Source organism: Paenibacillus sp. J5 (assembly GCF_054955055.1).
Window position 1 is genome coordinate 177,557 of sequence record NZ_JBUEDD010000007.1, and the last position, 15,795, is coordinate 193,351.

Genomic DNA, 15,795 nt, shown 5'->3' on the forward strand with positions numbered 1-15,795 from the left:
AATCGTTGCAGCACATCGCAGCGCCAGCATGCCACAATGAATTACTCCGTCATGGGGGACAGCGGAGCCTGCTCGCTCAGTACCTGCTCTACTTTCGATATGTGCTGTTCCATTAGAGAAGCCGCTTCCGCCGCGTCGCGCTGTGCAATCGCACGGACGATAGCCTGATGCTCGCTTAGCAGGCGCTCAGCGGATGAGCGCTGTGCATAGAACCATAGGGCGCGTGTATCTCGCATCGTATCATGGAACTGTTCAGACAGCGACGCCATAAAGTCGATCAGTATCGGATTGTGAGTGGCCTCAGCGATCGCCTCGTGCAACTGGATGTCCGTCTGCTCGCTGCGCGTCTCATTATCCAGATGGAGCTCCATCTCTTCAAGCAGGAGGTGCAGTCGTCTCAGATCGGATTCGCTCCGGTTGTGGCAAGCTAGCTGGGCGCAGCCAGTCTCCAGCACCCGTCGCACCTCCAGTATATGCTTGATGGAGTTGGCTCGGTGAAGCCACGACTCCGGGGAGGCGGCATACGGATGGACATAGCGCTCAGCAGCGGCCTGGACATAGGTGCCGCTGCCTTGGCGGACATCCAGCAGGCCGATCGTCTTCAGCGAGGTGAGCGCCTCGCGAATCGTCGATTGGCCTACTTTATACTGCCTGGCCAGCTCGACAACGGAGGCGAGCTTGTCACCCTCCTTCAATATCCCTTCCTCAATCTGTCTCTTGATGCTCTGCATGACCCAATCCGAGCTTTTGAGTGGTCGATCCTGATGCGGATTCATTCGTTTACAGCCTCCGTTCCTATAGAGGACACAATCTTAGGCGATAGCCGTTTACGCTTGATATAGAAGAAAGTATAGTTTACGTCTATTCTTGGCTTCTATATCTACGCGAAACGAAGCATTGCCAGTCAAGGACGGCGATAGCCGTTTACGCTTGATTATATCAAAGTTTTGCCTGGCGGCCTATCTATGGTCACGGAGGTATGTCCTAATGCATGTCCAGTTGCTGATCCAGCCAGCCAAACAGCAAGGCAACGAATTGGGACGGGCCGGGCAACTGCGGATTGAATACGAGGGCAAGAGCCAGCAGAGAGGCAACGACGGTCACGCTCGCTGCAACAACTCGCTCCTGCTTCCGGGATGCGCTGCGAAGCTCAACGAAGAGTATGGCTGCGGTAAGCAGCAGGATGCCTATTACGGAGGCCGATTTCATCGCTATCCACTCCTTGCTGTATCATGTGCTCGATCTGTTCTTAACAGTCGAATGAAGAGATTAGCTGTCCTCCTGATCTGGAATGCCCTGTGGTTCGGTAGATTTGCCAGTGCGGACGATGACTGTTCTCACGCTTACCTCTGTCTCCAGTTGAGTAAAGATGGTCTCCCAGTTGTCCTTATTCTGCAGCCATTGCTTTGGATAGTGTCTGCGGAATTCAACGGCGAACTTGAAGAAGTCGGTTTTTAGCTGCTTTTGCGCCATATGAAGCGCCATTTGAGCGTAGCCCTCCAATTTTTTCTCCCAGGCTTTCTCTAGAACCTTCCTAAACTTCGCATCCGACAGGGTCATGTCTGTCGTATTAAGCACGACCTCGCCCTCTGACTCAATATGAATCTTCATCTTCCACTTGCCGCCTGTAATCTGCGGGTCCATCGTTGCCCGCATATTGATGGGACGGATGGAGACGCCGCCCTTGTAGTCCTCCACCTCTGTCGGCATTATAATATTATTTAATTCATTGGCAAGCATTAGCACCCCGATCGTCAGGGGCTCATCGATCGTTTTGATGTAACGATCATTTTTGTACAGGCTCAGTCCTCGCACGAAAGGATCGCTGGCGTATTGGTTCTGTCCGGGTTCGGGAGGAAGCCGAAGCAACTGGGTCAATATGACAGAGCGAGAAGGCCCCTCAATGGATTGCGCCAGCTCCAGGACAGTGATGCGGGTGCCCAGCTTCAGATTGCCCATCTCTCGCAGCGATTCCGCGGAGCTCCGCTCCAGAGGAGGAAGCAGCTCCAGGAGTGACTTGGCATCCTCTCCGGCAGAGAACACATAGGCATGCTCGCGGAATTGGGGATAACGAAGCAAGAAGTCGATGAACTCGCGCAAGCCGTGCTTGCCAGCGGCTTTGCTGATGACGAGCACTTCACAATGTCCCCAGAACACATTGCGAGATACCTTTCGCTGAAGTCGGTTCAAGGCTTCAGCGATCGTAATGCCCTCTGCGGTTCGCGTCATCGTCACCCCGCTTGGACTCCCCTCGAGGCTTCCGCTGCCTCCAGAGCCCGTGCCTGCCTTGCGCGGGATGAAGAACTGGGCAGTAAGCTGCACCTTATTGTCGGCATAGTCGATGCCGGTGGCCAGGACGATCGCCAGATCGTTCACCTCAGTTCTGTCCCAGCATCCCGAGAGCAGCAGGCTGCAGAGCACCGGGAGAAGGGCAGCTCTTCCGAATAGGGCAAGCCTGCGGCGCGATGCATTGTACCCCTTCATCTTCATGCAGGCCTCCTCTTCTTATTGTTCTGTCCCCATGCTTGCTTGATCAATGCCACGAGGTAGACGACAGCCGGCAGGACGAGAAGAAACATCATCGTATACACATTGCCTGATGCGCCCAGTGCTTTTGATACATCCGGCTGCCCGGAGACGACCCAATAGGAATAGACCAGGCACAAGAATGCAATGGGAGCAACGAGCGGTCTATAGCTCTGCAAGCCAAACACCTCGGAGGCAGAGACGACCAAAATGTATAGAAACACAGATATTTTCACGAAGATGCCCAGTATCCAGACAGCAATAATGACGGCCTCGATATGTTGGAGGAAGTCCGCAATGGTGATGTAACGAGCCGCAATCATGACCGGGAAGGCAAAGCTGTCGGTCAGATCGCCAATCAGCATCAGACAGAACATATTGGATATGACCATCGTAGCGGTTGTGATGCCCAGCGACCATAGCATGATTCGAGTCATGTGCTGCTTTTTCTTATTGGTGACGTAAGGCAGCAGAAAGGCCAGCACAATATATTCGCTTAACCAGGCACTGGGCCCGATGGCCCCCTTCAGTGTGGGCATTAGTCCCTTTTCCATGAAAGGGAGAAGCTCCCCGATGTGAAGTTCCCCAGTCAGCAGCAGAAAGGTCAGAGATAGCAGTAGGATGAGGATCGGGACGAAGACCTGAGAGGTGCGGCCTATGACCTCGATGCCTAGCCTTACATTAATCGCACATACAGCAATCATCGTACCCATAATGATAAACATTGGAGTTCGTGGCAATGCACTGCTCGAGATAAATTCTCCATACTCACGGAGAATCATGCCGATCAGATGCGGCAGATAGAGCAGAAAGGCCAGACCGATCAGCTTGCCAGGCAGCCAACCGGCAATCTGTATACTGGATTGAATGATCGTCATGCCGGGATATAGCCGATTCAGTCCTAGGGAGATGCTGATTGCACTCAGTCCGACCAATGCACCCCAGATCGGGGAGAGCCACATGTCATGACCGGCATAGTGCATGGTCATGCTCGGCACAGACAAGATAGAGGTTGCAAGAATGGTCGGAAAGATCATGCAGGCCAGTTGTATGGCGGATATTTTGCCTTGCTCGATTAACATAGTGCTTCCTCCTTGCCGAGCCAGCGGTTTGTTACAGGGGTCAACGTCACAGCCTACCGAGCCTTGTTCCAAGGCGGCATGCGCCACCATACGTCCTTGAGCCGTACACTGGAGAGCGGTGCAGCCGGAGACAGATAAGGGATACCGAAGGAACGAAGACTGCACAGATGGATGACGATGAGAATAATGCCCAGCATAACGCCGGTCAGCCCCAATGTGCCAGCCAGCAGCATCATCGGGAAGCGCAGCAGCCGGGAGACAATGCCTGCCGCATAGCGAGGAATCATGAAAGAAGCGATGCCTGTCATAGCGACGATAATAACCATCGGAGCGGAGACGATGCCGGCCGAGGTAGCGGCCTGTCCGATAATGAGTGCGCCGACGATGCTAACCGCAGCGCCGACTTGCTTCGGAAGCCGTACACCTGCCTCGCGCAACGCTTCGAAGGACAGCTCCATGATGAGCGCCTCCACAAGCGCCGGGAAGGGAATTTCCTCCCGGGCTCTGGCGATGCTGAGCAGCAGCACTGTGGGTATCATCTCCTGATGAAAGGTTGTAATCGCTACATAAGCGGACGGCAGCAACAGCGACAGGACATAAAAAAAGTATCGCAGCCAGCGTACAAATACGCTCATATATACATTCTGATAATAATCCTCTGGCGACTGGAGCATGGAAAACAGCGTGACTGGGGCTACCAGGCAAAATGGTGTGCCTTCAACAAGCAGCGCGAAGCGTCCCTCCAACAGATTCGAGGCAATGACATCGGGTCGCTCAGAGGCCAGCATCTGCGGGAAAGGCGAGAAGCGCTGATCCACAATGCCCTCCTCGATATATTGGCTCTCCAGAACAGCGCGCATCTGCAGCTTGTCCAGACGCTTCTTGGCTTCCTCCACCAGGGCGGGATCAATGACGCCATCAACATAAGCCAGGACGACATGAGTGCTGGTGTACTCGCCAATGGTCAGCTTATCCAGCTTCAGAGCGGGGGTCTTCAACCGCTTGCGCAAGAGCGACAGATTCACGGACAGCGCCTCCGTGAAGCCCTCCCGTGCACCGCGTACCGTCGATTCCGCGCCTGGCTCCTCGACCGCCCGGCTGGGCGTCTTGTGCAGCGGATAGGCCTCCGCGCTGGTCTTGCCGTCCAGAAGCAGCACGGCCATACCATTCAGCACGGCTTCGACTACCTCGGATCGGGTCTTAACCTCCTGCTTCGAGGAGAGCGGCACCTGGCGGAAGGCCAGCGGCTGAGCCTCCTTGAGGGTAGCGGGCAGGAATGTGCTGTTACCGTTATCAGCAGCAGGAAGATGACGTGCAGATGATGCTGCCCGTTCATTGCTCTCCTGCTGATGGATGCCAGGCGGGTAGTTGCCTGGTATCTCTTGTAACGGAGCAAGCACCTGTCGTTCCAGGCGCTCGGTATCGCACAGCCCAGAGCAATAGATGCAGATAGCATGCGCTCCCTGCTTGAGCTGGAAGGGGTGGAATATAATATCCGAGCAGCCCGCGAAGATCATGTGCAGTGCTTTCATGTCGGCATCAAGCAGACCTGTTAAGGGTTCGTCCTGCTGTGCCTGTTCTGTGTCTTGTTCTGTGTCTTGTGCTGTGTCTTCTGCTGTGTCCTGCACTGAATCTTGCGCTGAATCTTGTGTGCTCATGATAGCCCCCTGCTCCCTGCGAAGTTTAAGATATGTCCTTGAGATAGGTTTGCCTGCGGGTTGTGAAATTATGTGTATAGGAGGGGGATTTTGGGAGACAGTTGCATGGTGGTGTAGCGATATTCAGTTCTTGTCGGCTCAAGCGAGAGAATCATCCGCTCTGTAATACTCTTCATGCCGTTATTGCTATCGACCACCTGAATCACTCCGTATGGAATGCCCGTCTGTGCGCCAGCATTGGCCGTGCGTATCGCTAGTGCAATGCCAAGCCCAAGACGGCGATGCGCTTGGCGAATGTATAGCGTCCGGTAGAGCAGGGTGTCCTCCAGTTCGCGGGTGACGACTGACCAGCCGATTAAGTGTTCATTCTTCAGCAGGGCGAAGCTGGCTGGCTGATAGATAACGGATGCAGCCTCAGCAGGAGAATAGTAGCTTTTGTAAGCTTGTTCTTCATCCAGTGGAAGTGAGAGACATTGCTCCATATGGGAAGCGTCCCACGGAACGATGGTATAGTCTCGACTAAGGCGGGAGCGAAGGCGCTGCATCCACTCTGCTTGCAGCAGCCGCTGCAGCGGGAAGCGGTAATGTGTGCTGTATAGCCGGGGGGCCTCCCATCCGGTGCGGGAGATGACCCCCTCCAGCGAGGAGGCATGGCGGAGCGCATGGTACCATAGCTCTACAGATGCAACCCCGCATTCTGCCAAGGCCGTGAGCAGTTCGTTCATCAATGCCGTGCCGATGCCCTTGGAGCGCTGGCTCTCTACAACAAAGATGGAGATGATGGCGGCCTCCCGGCCGTTGATCAAGCCGACGATTAGACCTGCTGGCATCCCGTTGCTGTGGGCTCCGATGGTGATGAGCTGCCGCCCCGAGCTAATAGGGGTCTGGCCGGCGACAGCCGGACGCCAGCTTTTATACGTAAATGGCAAGTAGGGATGAGTCTCATGCGGGGCGAGCCTTATTATCGTTGTCATAGGCCAAAAGAACCTCCATTTGCAAACGTTGATGATGGAAATTATATCAAAAAAGAGGAAGCGAAATTGTAACGTGGGTCACAACAAGTCACAGAAGGTTTCGATATAATGAGGAAGCTGGCGACATACTGCGCGGGGATATGGGTCAAAGGAGCTATGTTCATACATCATACGGTTCATGACGGAGGAGGAAGCTTCAGCGCGCTATGGCAGCTTTTGTTCCGGGCTTTCGAAGTTTCATCCGCCTGGTTGGTTCACTTATTACGATGATCTTTATTCCATGAAGGGCAGGGGGCCTTTTGTTGAACAAGCTGGATTTTTTAAATATTCCTTTATTCCAGGATCTGGATCGCATTCACAAAGCCAAGCTGCTGCCCGAATTCACCCAGATCAGCTTCAGAGCGGGCGAGGTGTTATTCGAAGAAGGAGAGTTTGGCGATTCTCTCTATATTATTATGCAAGGCGAGGTTCGTATCTATCTGCAATCTCAGCAGAACCGGACGCTGGCTCTGCTAGGGGAGAGCGAATATTTTGGCGAGATGTCGCTGCTGACAGGCGATCCTCGCTCTGCCGCAGCCAAGGCAGAGACCGAGCTGGTTGTGCTGCGGCTAGGAAAGGAGCGGTTCGAGGCCCTGCTGCTGTCACAACATTCGCTTGCTGTCCAGTTTGCCGGCATACTGGCTCGAAGGCTGGCGGCAGGCAATAAGCAAGCAAGCGGGAACGAGCCTGTATCTGGTTCAGGCAATGAGACAGCGGTATCCTGGCAACTGGGAAGGAATGAGTCGGATGGTTCCTCTCGTCCCCCATCGGCTGTGCCTGTCTCTAAGGAGCAGCAGGCCTCTGCCCCTGTCAGGGCAGCGGATAAGGCAGCAGAGCTGCTAGCGGGCAAGGATGCAGGACGCTATGAATGGCCTCATGAGGAAGGGAAGGGGGATGAGGAGCGTAGCTTCTGGAGCAGGCTTATGCTATGGGGGGCGTCGATCGGCAGCGCCTGGGCTCTGTACGGCTTCTTATCCCGCCAGGGGCTGCACGAACAGGAAGCGCTCCTCTACGCTATTGTTGCAGCAGGCTTCCTGCTGCTGGTATTGCGGCTGGCTGCTCTGCCCGTTGTGTCGCTCCTCATGGTGGGCGGGTTAACTGCAGGCGGGCTGCTGACTTCGGCCAGCGGCTTGGCCATGTTCGCGCAATGGCCCTTCGCAGCAGCAGTGTTGTTCTCGGCGGGAGCTCTGCTGCTCGATCAGGCCGGGCTGCCACAGCGCCTGGTGATGCTGCTCGCCGCGCGGAGTGCTCGGCAGCCGCGGCTCGGTCTCGCTCTTGGTGCACTGCTGGAGCTGGTCTGGCCGTTGCTGCTGCCCTCATCAGAACGAAGACAGAAGCTTGTCGCCTCTGCTGCTGCGGAGGGGGGCGGTCTGGCTGAGCTGCTACGCTCCCGGCTGTCTCCGGGACTGCTGTTTGTGCAGTCCTCGATGCTATGCTGGTTCGCGCTGGCCATGCTGAGCGCTTACCTTCCTGGTCAGACGGACAGCGCAGCCCTGGACTGGCTCTGGGCTGCGTGGCCGCTTGCGCTCGTGTTGCTGGCGCTGCGTCTTACGCTTGCCCTGCTGCCACGCAGCGCCTCGGCGACAGGTGATGAGGGGAAGCGGCGGGCGGAGCTGTTAGTGCAAGCACAGCTAGAGGTGATCGGCCCCTGGTCAGCGCGGGAGACGGTGCTTGTGGTGCTGCCCTTAGTATCTGCTGCGCTGCTGCTGGCAGGGCCTTATCTTAGTCTGTCGCCCTTCTGGGCTGGTGCTGTGCTGCTGCTGGGCTTGTCAGCCACTGGATTATGGAGCCGCAGCGCGCTGCAGGGGCTGCGGCTGGACTCGCTTGTCGCGTTCGGCCTGCTGGCAGCGGTGGCACATGCTGCACTGCCCTTCATCCATGACGCGACATTCACGGCTGTGCTGGGCAGGCAGCCTGCTGCGCTGCTGCTGGTGCTGCTGCTGGCAGCGGTCTGTGCGCTGCGAGGTCTGCTGCCTGCACTGCCAGCGATCATGTATGGCCTGCTGCTGCTTGCCCCTGCTGCGCTGCGATCTGGAGCCGACCCGCTGCTCATCGCTATAACGGCGGTAGCTGGCAGCCAGCTCGTTCCGGGGCGCCTGTCGTTACGGTTACGCCGTGGCTGGCTGATTACCACGGCTGCCGGTATGGTGGCGATCGTGATCGCCATACCCGTCTGGCAAGCACAGGGAAGACTGCAGGCTCCGCTGTCTATACCGGCTCTGTCCACTGACGCGGGCAAGCTGTCAGACGAGGTGCAGACGAAGCGGCTGCCGTTTCTGGTCGTCGTGCCTGATGACACAGCAGAAGCAGCGGCGATGCGACAGGGCATAGAGCAGACGCTGCAGCAACTGGAGCTGACAGGTGACGTGCGGCAAGCAGGTGGAGAGCCGTTGGAGCTGTACCCGGTCTACACAACGACTGCCAGTCTGAATGAGGCAAGTGGAGCAGAGGCGTTATTCGGCATCGCTTACCGGGATACAGGCAATCTGTCCCAGCAGCTTCCTTGGTTGCTTACGGGGGAGGCTGCTTCCACACGCTATGGCAGCTCTGTCCTGTGGTCAGGCTCAATTCTGCCCTCGGCAGAGGAGCAGGCGAAGGCAGCAGCGGAGGTGCTGCATCAGGATGGCTTGCGTCGAATCGCGCTGTATTATGAGTCCTCCCCGGCAGGACGAGAATTTGCAGATCGCCTGGAAGCGGCGTTGCGAGAGACTGGCATTCGCCTGGTCGATCGGCTGCTGCTGCTCGAGTCGGATGGGTCGCTGCCGATGACGGTGCTCCGATGGGAGCAGCTTGGGGCGGATGCTGTGCTGGCTTATGATTCTCATGGAGAAGCCTCGCATGTACTGTTGCAGCAATTGAAGGTGCACGAAGCGGAGCTGACCGTGGTGCAGCCTGTCTGGGGGCAACAGATGAAGATGCCTGGATCTGGCGAACAGCGATCTGACACCCAGACAATGGGAGGCGGCACATCGGGTCAGCAACAAACAGGAGGCTCAGAGCTTCGGTCTGTCTTGGGCGGCCTCCAGGGCTGGCGAGCTGCGAGGGCGGACGAATGGGCTGTCGATCAAGGTACATCTGGAGGCAATTCTGACCCGTCTATCGCACTCCGAGAGGAACCATACATCACGGAGACAGCAGGTGCGGCATTGCGCTACATGGTGCAGGCGCTGAGTCAGGTAGCGGTACCAGAGGCGGAGCGGCTGGCTGATCAACTGCATGCTCAGGCATCGATGAAGGAGGAGAAGTAGACATGCGACGACAATTATTCCGGCAGGCGTCTTTGGAGCGGCTGTCTACACCGGAGAAGCTGGATGTGCTGATGACCATTGCCCGTCCGCGGCACTGGATTGCCATCGGCTCGTTCATTGTCCTCGCCCTTGTGCTGGCTGTCTGGAGCGTGACGGCTGCCATTCCGGTGCGGATGCAGGCGACAGGCGCGCTCGTACTGCAGGGACAACTCGTAGCCGTTACGGCAGTGGTCGACGGTCAGTTGACCGATATTCAGGTGCGTGAGGGCGACCGCATCGCCAGAGGAGAGGTGGTGGCGCGGCTGTACAATCCCGCCTGGAGCGATGGTATCGCGGCGGCGAAGAACGATGTCGGCAATGGAACTGGCTCGAAGGCTCAGAGCCAGGGGCTGGCTAGCCAGCCATCCGTCGACGTGGGAGCCGTATCAACGGCAGACCCGTTAACGGGTGAAGCAGGAGCAGAGGGATGGGAAGAAGCCGACCATGGGACAGAGGGCTTAGGCTTAGAGCTCCCGGTGGCGGACAGCCCCCGTACTGGTGGCCTGGATACAGTGCTCGCGCAGCATCAGGAGCAACTTCTCGCCAAGTCGCAGCTCGTCAGCCTGAGCAGCGGGACAGTGCGCAGGGTGCATGCAGCGCCGGGAGAATGGCTCCATGCAGGGGACACGCTGCTCACCGTGGAGAGTGGTGAGGAGTCTTCCCGCCCGTATGCGGTCGTCTATGTGCCACAGCAGCAGGCCAGAGCGCTGCAGCCAGGGATGGAGGCTCGCGTCTGGCCAGGCGGGGACCGTACTTCCGGCAGCGGAGCCATCATCGGCGTTGTTGAGGCTGTAGGTACTGTGCCCGTGGATGTGGAGGCTGTGTCGCGCTACGTCCAGAGCCGGGAGATGGCGGCTAAGCTTGCCGGGGAAGGGCTGATGGTGGAGGTTCGAGTGCTGCTTCAGCGCGACAGCGCCCAGCCAAGCGGGCTGGCCTTCACCTCGCCCCGCTCAGCAGATCAGCTTGTGCTGGAATCTGGCATGCCTTGTACGGTCGAATTCCTGACCGGATGGGTTCGTCCGATCCAGTGGATCATGTAGAGGGGAGGGGCGCGTGTGAGAGTTGTAACACCAACGCTTCTTCAGATGGAAGCCGTCGAGTGCGGAGCAGTATCGCTGGGCATTATTCTGGCCTCTTACGGCTGTCATATGCCGCTTGGGTCGCTGCGAGAGGCGTGCGGCGTATCCCGTGACGGCAGCAAGGCCAGCAATATTCTCAAGGCAGCGCGCAAGCTGGGAATGGAGGCTAAGGGATACCGGAAGGAGCCGGACAGTCTGCGCGGTCTCAAGCCGCCTTTTATCGTGCATTGGAATTTTAATCATTTCCTGGTCGTTGAAGGCTTCGGCAAACGCAAGGTATATCTCAATGATCCTGCCCACGGTCGCTATGCGGTCAGCGAGGAGGAATTCGATCAATCCTACACGGGCATTGTCATTACGATGGAGCCGGGCGAAGGGTTTCAGCGTGCAGGCAGACCATTCTCTGTCCTGGAATCGCTGCTCGGTAGATTAAAGGGCAACTGGCAGGACTTCGGTTATCTGCTGCTGACCTCGCTCGCGCTCGCCGCGGTCGGGGTGATGATCCCGATCTTTGTGAAGCTGTTCGTCGACCAGGTGCTGTCCGCGAAGCAGAAGGATTGGCTGCCTGGTCTCGCTGCCGGCATGGGGGTCGCGATGCTCCTCAAGCTGCTGCTCGCAGCCATGCGGGAATCGGCTCTGCTGCGGCTGGAGACGAAGCTGTCGCTGAGCATGTCCGGCGCCTTTATCTGGCACATCCTGCGGCTGCCGGTCGGATTCTTCGCTCATCGCTTCGTAGGCGACATCACAGGCCGCGCGGCATCCAATGATAAGGTGGCCGCCTTTGTGACGGGCAGGCTTGCGGGAACGGTCATCGATAGTGTGCTGGTCGTCAGTTATGCCCTCGTCATGGCGCTCTATAGCTGGCAGCTTATGGCAGTGGCAGTAGGCATCGCTCTGCTCAATGTGGCGTACCTGCTCTTCGTAGCACGCAAGCGTTCGGATGAGAATATGAAGCTGCAAGCTGACCAGGGCAAGTTCTGGGGAGCCTCGGTAGCCGGACTCATGAATATGGAGTCGCTCAAAGCGAATGGCAGGGAGTCAGACTTCTTTGCCCGCTGGGCCGGCTATCAGGCCAATCTGGTTACGGCAGAGCAGAAGGCTCGCGTCTCCGGGCAATACCTGAGTGCGGTGCCCTCGCTGCTGGAGCTGTTGAATCAGGTACTGATCCTGGTCATTGGCGGTCTGCTCATCCTGAAGGGAGACTTTACAGTCGGCATGCTCTTGGCCTTCCAGGGCTTCGCGACAGGATTTCTGCAGCCGGTGAAGCAGCTTGTCTCGATGGGCAGCGAGCTGCAGGAGATGAAGGGCGCGCTTGTGCGGCTGGACGATGTGCTGCAGCACCCGCCGGATAAGCTGCTGCACAAGGAATCGCTAGACTCCATGGAGGAGCAGGGGGAGGCGGGCAAGCTGGCAGGACAGGTGACGCTGAGCAGCCTCACCTTCGGCTACAGTCCGTTGGAGCCCCCGCTGATCAACGGGTTATCGCTGGAGGTGCGCCCTGGGACAATGGTCGCTATCGTAGGCGGCTCCGGCAGCGGCAAATCAACGCTCTCCAAGCTGATCGCCGGGTTATACGAGCCATGGAGCGGTACGGTGGAATTGGACGGCGTGCCACGCGGGGAGCATTCGCGGCAGCGGCTCGCCGATTCGATCGCTCTGGTGGATCAGGAGATTCGATTGTTTGAAGGGACGGTGCGAGACAACCTCTCGTTATGGGATCGGACGATCCCGGAGCAAGCACTGGTAGCGTCTGCTCGGGCAGCCTGTATTCATGATGCGATCAATAGCCGACCCGGCAAGTATGACCATCCTGTGGAGGAGGGGGGCCGCAACTTCAGCGGCGGACAGGCGCAGCGGCTGGAGATTGCCCGCGCACTGGCTCAACAGCCCTCGATCCTGCTGCTGGATGAGGCGACGAGTGCGCTCGACCCGCAGGTGGAGGCGGCGATCTACGCCAATATCCGCAGGCTGGGCTGTACCTGTATTATTGTGGCCCATCGGCTGAGCGCAATCCGGGATTGCGACCTGATTGTCGTCGTCGAGCAGGGCAAGCTGGTCGAGCAGGGAAGCCATGAACAGTTGATTCGTCAAGGCGGTGCCTATGCCCGGCTATTCGCAGCCTCAGAGGAGAGGAGAGAGGTGTCATGATCGATGCTTTATGCCAAAAGGTCGGTATGAAGCGCACAGCATCAGTGCAGCGTGCCTTCTCCGTGCTGGAGGTGCCGGGAGCGGCTTATGTGGTAGCTGCTGGAGAGCTGGAGCTGTATACGGTACGTATCGATGAGCAGGGTCGCCTGGCAGGCGGCAGGACATATCTGTACACGGCTCAGGCAGGGGAACTGGTGCTTGCGCCCGCGGCAGCGCAGGCAGGCGGGCTGGCCATGGCTGCTCTTGCGGAGCCCGGAACGGAGCTATGGAGCTTTCAGATGACAGACGCGGTGGAGGCCGCAGGGACAGATGAGCAAGCCTGCACAGAATGGGCGAGGCTGCTCAATGGGTGGCTTGATCGGATCAGCGCTGCTGCTGCTCAGCAGCTTGCCCCTAGGCAGTCCGAGCAGTTGCGGGCGGGGGAGGATGAGGAGATGGTCGTCTGGCTCCCCTCGGCCTTTGTACCGGAGGATCATCCGGTCTGGGTGCGGGCTGCCACCGAACCGGTCTATTACTGGGGAGATCGGAGTCGGGGGGAGGATGCGGCGTTGCGTCCTGTTCTGGTCACACGTTCTGCATGGATATGGTCGGGCAAAGGGAATCGGCTTCAAGTCTACACGATGGAGCAGCAGTGTGCGCAGGCCGAATTGGCTGAGGGGCTTGCTATGTTTCATCGATTGATGATGGGCAGGCTGGAGCAGACGGAGAGCGAGCGACGCCAGTCGGAGCAGCGACGGGTGCAGCAGCGCCAGGAGCAGGATGCCGCCTTGATGAAGCAAGCGGCCCGCCGCTTCTCTGCTGTAGCTGACCGACAAGCGCAGCAGATGCTGCTAGGCGAAGGAGTGGAGGAGAATCCGCTTGCCATATGCTGCATACTGGTGGGGCAGGAGCTTGGCATTCGAATCGTAATCCCTTCTCATGGAACAGGCCATAGCCTGCTGCCAGAGGAGATCTTCCGCGAATCGGGCGTGCGCAGCCGCAAGGTTGCGTTACGAGGGACATGGCAGCTAGAGGACAATGGCCCGCTGCTTGGATGCTGGGAGGACGGCACACCCGTCGCGTTGTTGCCGCGTAAGGAAGGAGGCTATATCGCCCGCTGTTCGCTGTCGGATGAGGGGGTGCGGGTCACCGCAGAGCTGGCCGCTCATCTGCAGCCGTTCGCTCACCAGTTGTACCGTCCGCTTCCTGCCAGAGCATTGCAACTGCGGGACATGCTGCGCTTAATGATGTCCCCGCGGATGCGGGCAGATCTCATCAAGGGCGTCGTGCTCGGGCTGCTGCTAGGCGGGCTGGGACTGTGCATCCCCGCTGCATCCGGTCTGATGATTGATCAGCTTCTTCCTATGGCTCAGGTAGAGTCGCTGTATGAGCTGTTCGTCCTGCTCTGCGCGGTCGCAGCGGGCATATTCGGCTTCACCATATCGCAGTCGATTACATGGCTGCGGGTATTCAGCTCATGGGATGCCTCCTTGCAGAGCTCCGTCTGGGATCGGCTGCTGAATATGCCGCTCCCGTTCTTCAGACGATTCAGCAGCGGCGATCTGGCGGCGAGAATGACCGGGGTGAGCGACTTCTTTCGCATCCTGTCCGGTTGGCTGCTCAGCGGCATGGCGGCGGCTCTATTCTCTGTACTACAGGTCGTGATGCTGTTCATCTATGTTCCAGAGCTGGCCTGGACAGGAATCGCCATGTGCGTGTTGTATCTGCTGTTTTTTGCAGTGCTCAGCTTCCGCCTTGCAGCGTACACGACGCGCAAGGCGGAGGAGGAGGGCAAGGTGAGCGGGCTGCTCATTCAACTGCTGTCCGGCATCGCCAAGCTGCGTGTCGCAGCGGCAGAGCGGCGCGCCTTCCACAGATGGAGCCATGCGTTCACCTTGCAGCGCGCCTATGCCTTCAAGCTGCGCGAGACGGGCAATCTGCTGCAGATCGCGGCTGGCATCCTGCCGATTGCAGCCAGCCTGCTGCTGTTCTGGATGGTTGAGCGCACGGGCATGGAGCTGCAGCCGGGGCAGTTCGCGGCCTTCCACGCGGCCTATGCAACATTGATTGGCGCGGTCACAGGCCTGTGCGTCTCGTCTCTTCCGCTGTTCGAGCTGGCTCCGCTCTACCGCCGCATGAAGCCGCTCCTGGATGCGCAGCCGGAGGCTGACGAACGACGAGCCAATCCAGGCAGCATTAGCGGAAGGATCGAGCTCAATGAGGTCACCTTCCGGTATCAGGAGGAGGGGCCGCCAGTGCTTGACCGGCTGTCGCTTCATATTGAAGCCGGGGAATATGTAGCGGTCGTGGGAGCCTCCGGCAGCGGCAAATCCACGCTGCTGCGGATGCTGATCGGCTTCGAGCGTCCGCAGGCTGGCGCCGTCTATTATGACGGCCTCGATATGGAGGGTCTTGATCTCCTGGCGCTGCGCCGCCAATGCGGGGTCGTGCTGCAGAATGGAAGTCTGTGGTCAGGAGACCTGGCGCAGAACATTATTGGGCAAGAGGGCCTGCTGACGGTCGAGGATGCCTGGACGGCGGCTCAGATGGTCGGCATGGATGAGGAGATTGCCAAGCTGCCGATGGGGATGCATACGGTGTTGTCCGATACGGGAGGATTGATGTCTGGAGGACAGAAGCAGCGAATTCTGATCGCCAGAGCCATCGTCCATAAGCCGAGAGTTGTCCTGTTGGATGAGGCTACGAGCGCGCTGGATCAAGTGTCACAGGAGAAAATAACGGTCATGCTCAAGAGGATGAAGGCGACCCGGATCGTGATCGCCCATCGTCTCAGCACGATCCGCGAAGCAGATCGCATCCTGGTCATGGAGAGCGGCCGGATCGTGGAGGAGGGCACCTATGAGCAATTACTCCATCGCAATGGCCTGTTCGCCGCGATGGCCAGCAGACAGGTTGTATAGCTCGCTCTGAAATTGAGAAAATGTAATTGCAGTTACAGACCATCGCCGAATGATTCCCTTATAATTCAACTGTTAGCAAATTAATGCATGAGTGGAGGGTTC

General features: G+C 58.2%; 10 protein-coding genes. 4 read left to right on the forward strand and 6 right to left on the reverse strand.

Annotated elements, in window-relative coordinates; translation table 11 throughout:
* Positions 1 to 41: 41 nt before the first annotated feature.
* The 6 genes from ACY1JZ_RS14785 to ACY1JZ_RS14810 all read right to left on the reverse strand — a co-directional run bounded on the left by ACY1JZ_RS14785 (position 42) and on the right by ACY1JZ_RS14810 (position 6,240).
* A complete protein-coding gene (locus ACY1JZ_RS14785; protein WP_270169372.1) occupies positions 42 to 776 on the reverse strand; it encodes a FadR/GntR family transcriptional regulator in 735 nt (244 codons plus the stop codon).
* Between the two features lie 208 nt (positions 777 to 984).
* Complete coding sequence (locus ACY1JZ_RS14790) at positions 985 to 1,209, reverse strand: hypothetical protein (RefSeq protein ID WP_462629832.1); 225 nt, start codon at positions 1,207 to 1,209, stop codon at positions 985 to 987.
* Positions 1,210 to 1,269: 60 nt separating this feature from the next.
* Positions 1,270 to 2,490 (reverse strand): Ger(x)C family spore germination protein, encoded by a 1,221-nt coding sequence (locus ACY1JZ_RS14795; protein WP_462629833.1) that lies wholly within the window; start codon positions 2,488 to 2,490, stop codon positions 1,270 to 1,272.
* Positions 2,487 to 3,608 (reverse strand): GerAB/ArcD/ProY family transporter, encoded by a 1,122-nt coding sequence (locus tag ACY1JZ_RS14800; protein ID WP_462629834.1) that lies wholly within the window; start codon positions 3,606 to 3,608, stop codon positions 2,487 to 2,489. Before ACY1JZ_RS14800 ends, ACY1JZ_RS14795 begins: the two co-directional genes overlap by 4 nt.
* Before the next feature lie 53 nt (positions 3,609 to 3,661).
* On the reverse strand, positions 3,662 to 5,266 hold the full coding sequence (locus ACY1JZ_RS14805; protein WP_462629835.1) for a spore germination protein: 1,605 nt from the start codon (positions 5,264 to 5,266) through the stop codon (positions 3,662 to 3,664).
* Positions 5,267 to 5,334: 68 nt separating this feature from the next.
* On the reverse strand, positions 5,335 to 6,240 hold the full coding sequence (locus ACY1JZ_RS14810; RefSeq protein WP_270169383.1) for a GNAT family N-acetyltransferase: 906 nt from the start codon (positions 6,238 to 6,240) through the stop codon (positions 5,335 to 5,337).
* Positions 6,241 to 6,542: 302 nt separating this feature from the next.
* Between ACY1JZ_RS14810 and ACY1JZ_RS14815 the strand changes: the two genes are divergently transcribed.
* From ACY1JZ_RS14815 to ACY1JZ_RS14830, 4 genes are read left to right on the forward strand one after another with little or no spacing between them, the layout of a single operon-like run.
* Positions 6,543 to 9,527, forward strand: coding sequence for a cyclic nucleotide-binding domain-containing protein (locus ACY1JZ_RS14815; RefSeq protein WP_462629837.1), 2,985 nt, complete (start codon positions 6,543 to 6,545; stop codon positions 9,525 to 9,527).
* Positions 9,528 to 9,529: 2 nt separating this feature from the next.
* Complete coding sequence (locus ACY1JZ_RS14820; protein ID WP_462629838.1) at positions 9,530 to 10,606, forward strand: HlyD family efflux transporter periplasmic adaptor subunit; 1,077 nt, start codon at positions 9,530 to 9,532, stop codon at positions 10,604 to 10,606.
* 15 nt (positions 10,607 to 10,621) lie between these two features.
* Entirely contained in the window at positions 10,622 to 12,793 is a 2,172-nt protein-coding gene (locus ACY1JZ_RS14825) for an NHLP family bacteriocin export ABC transporter peptidase/permease/ATPase subunit (RefSeq protein ID WP_462629839.1), read from the forward strand.
* Positions 12,790 to 15,693: an NHLP bacteriocin export ABC transporter permease/ATPase subunit gene (locus ACY1JZ_RS14830; RefSeq protein ID WP_462629841.1), complete on the forward strand. Its 2,904-nt coding sequence runs from the start codon at positions 12,790 to 12,792 to the stop codon at positions 15,691 to 15,693. The genes ACY1JZ_RS14825 and ACY1JZ_RS14830 overlap by 4 nt, the downstream gene beginning before the upstream one ends.
* Positions 15,694 to 15,795: the final 102 nt, after the last annotated feature.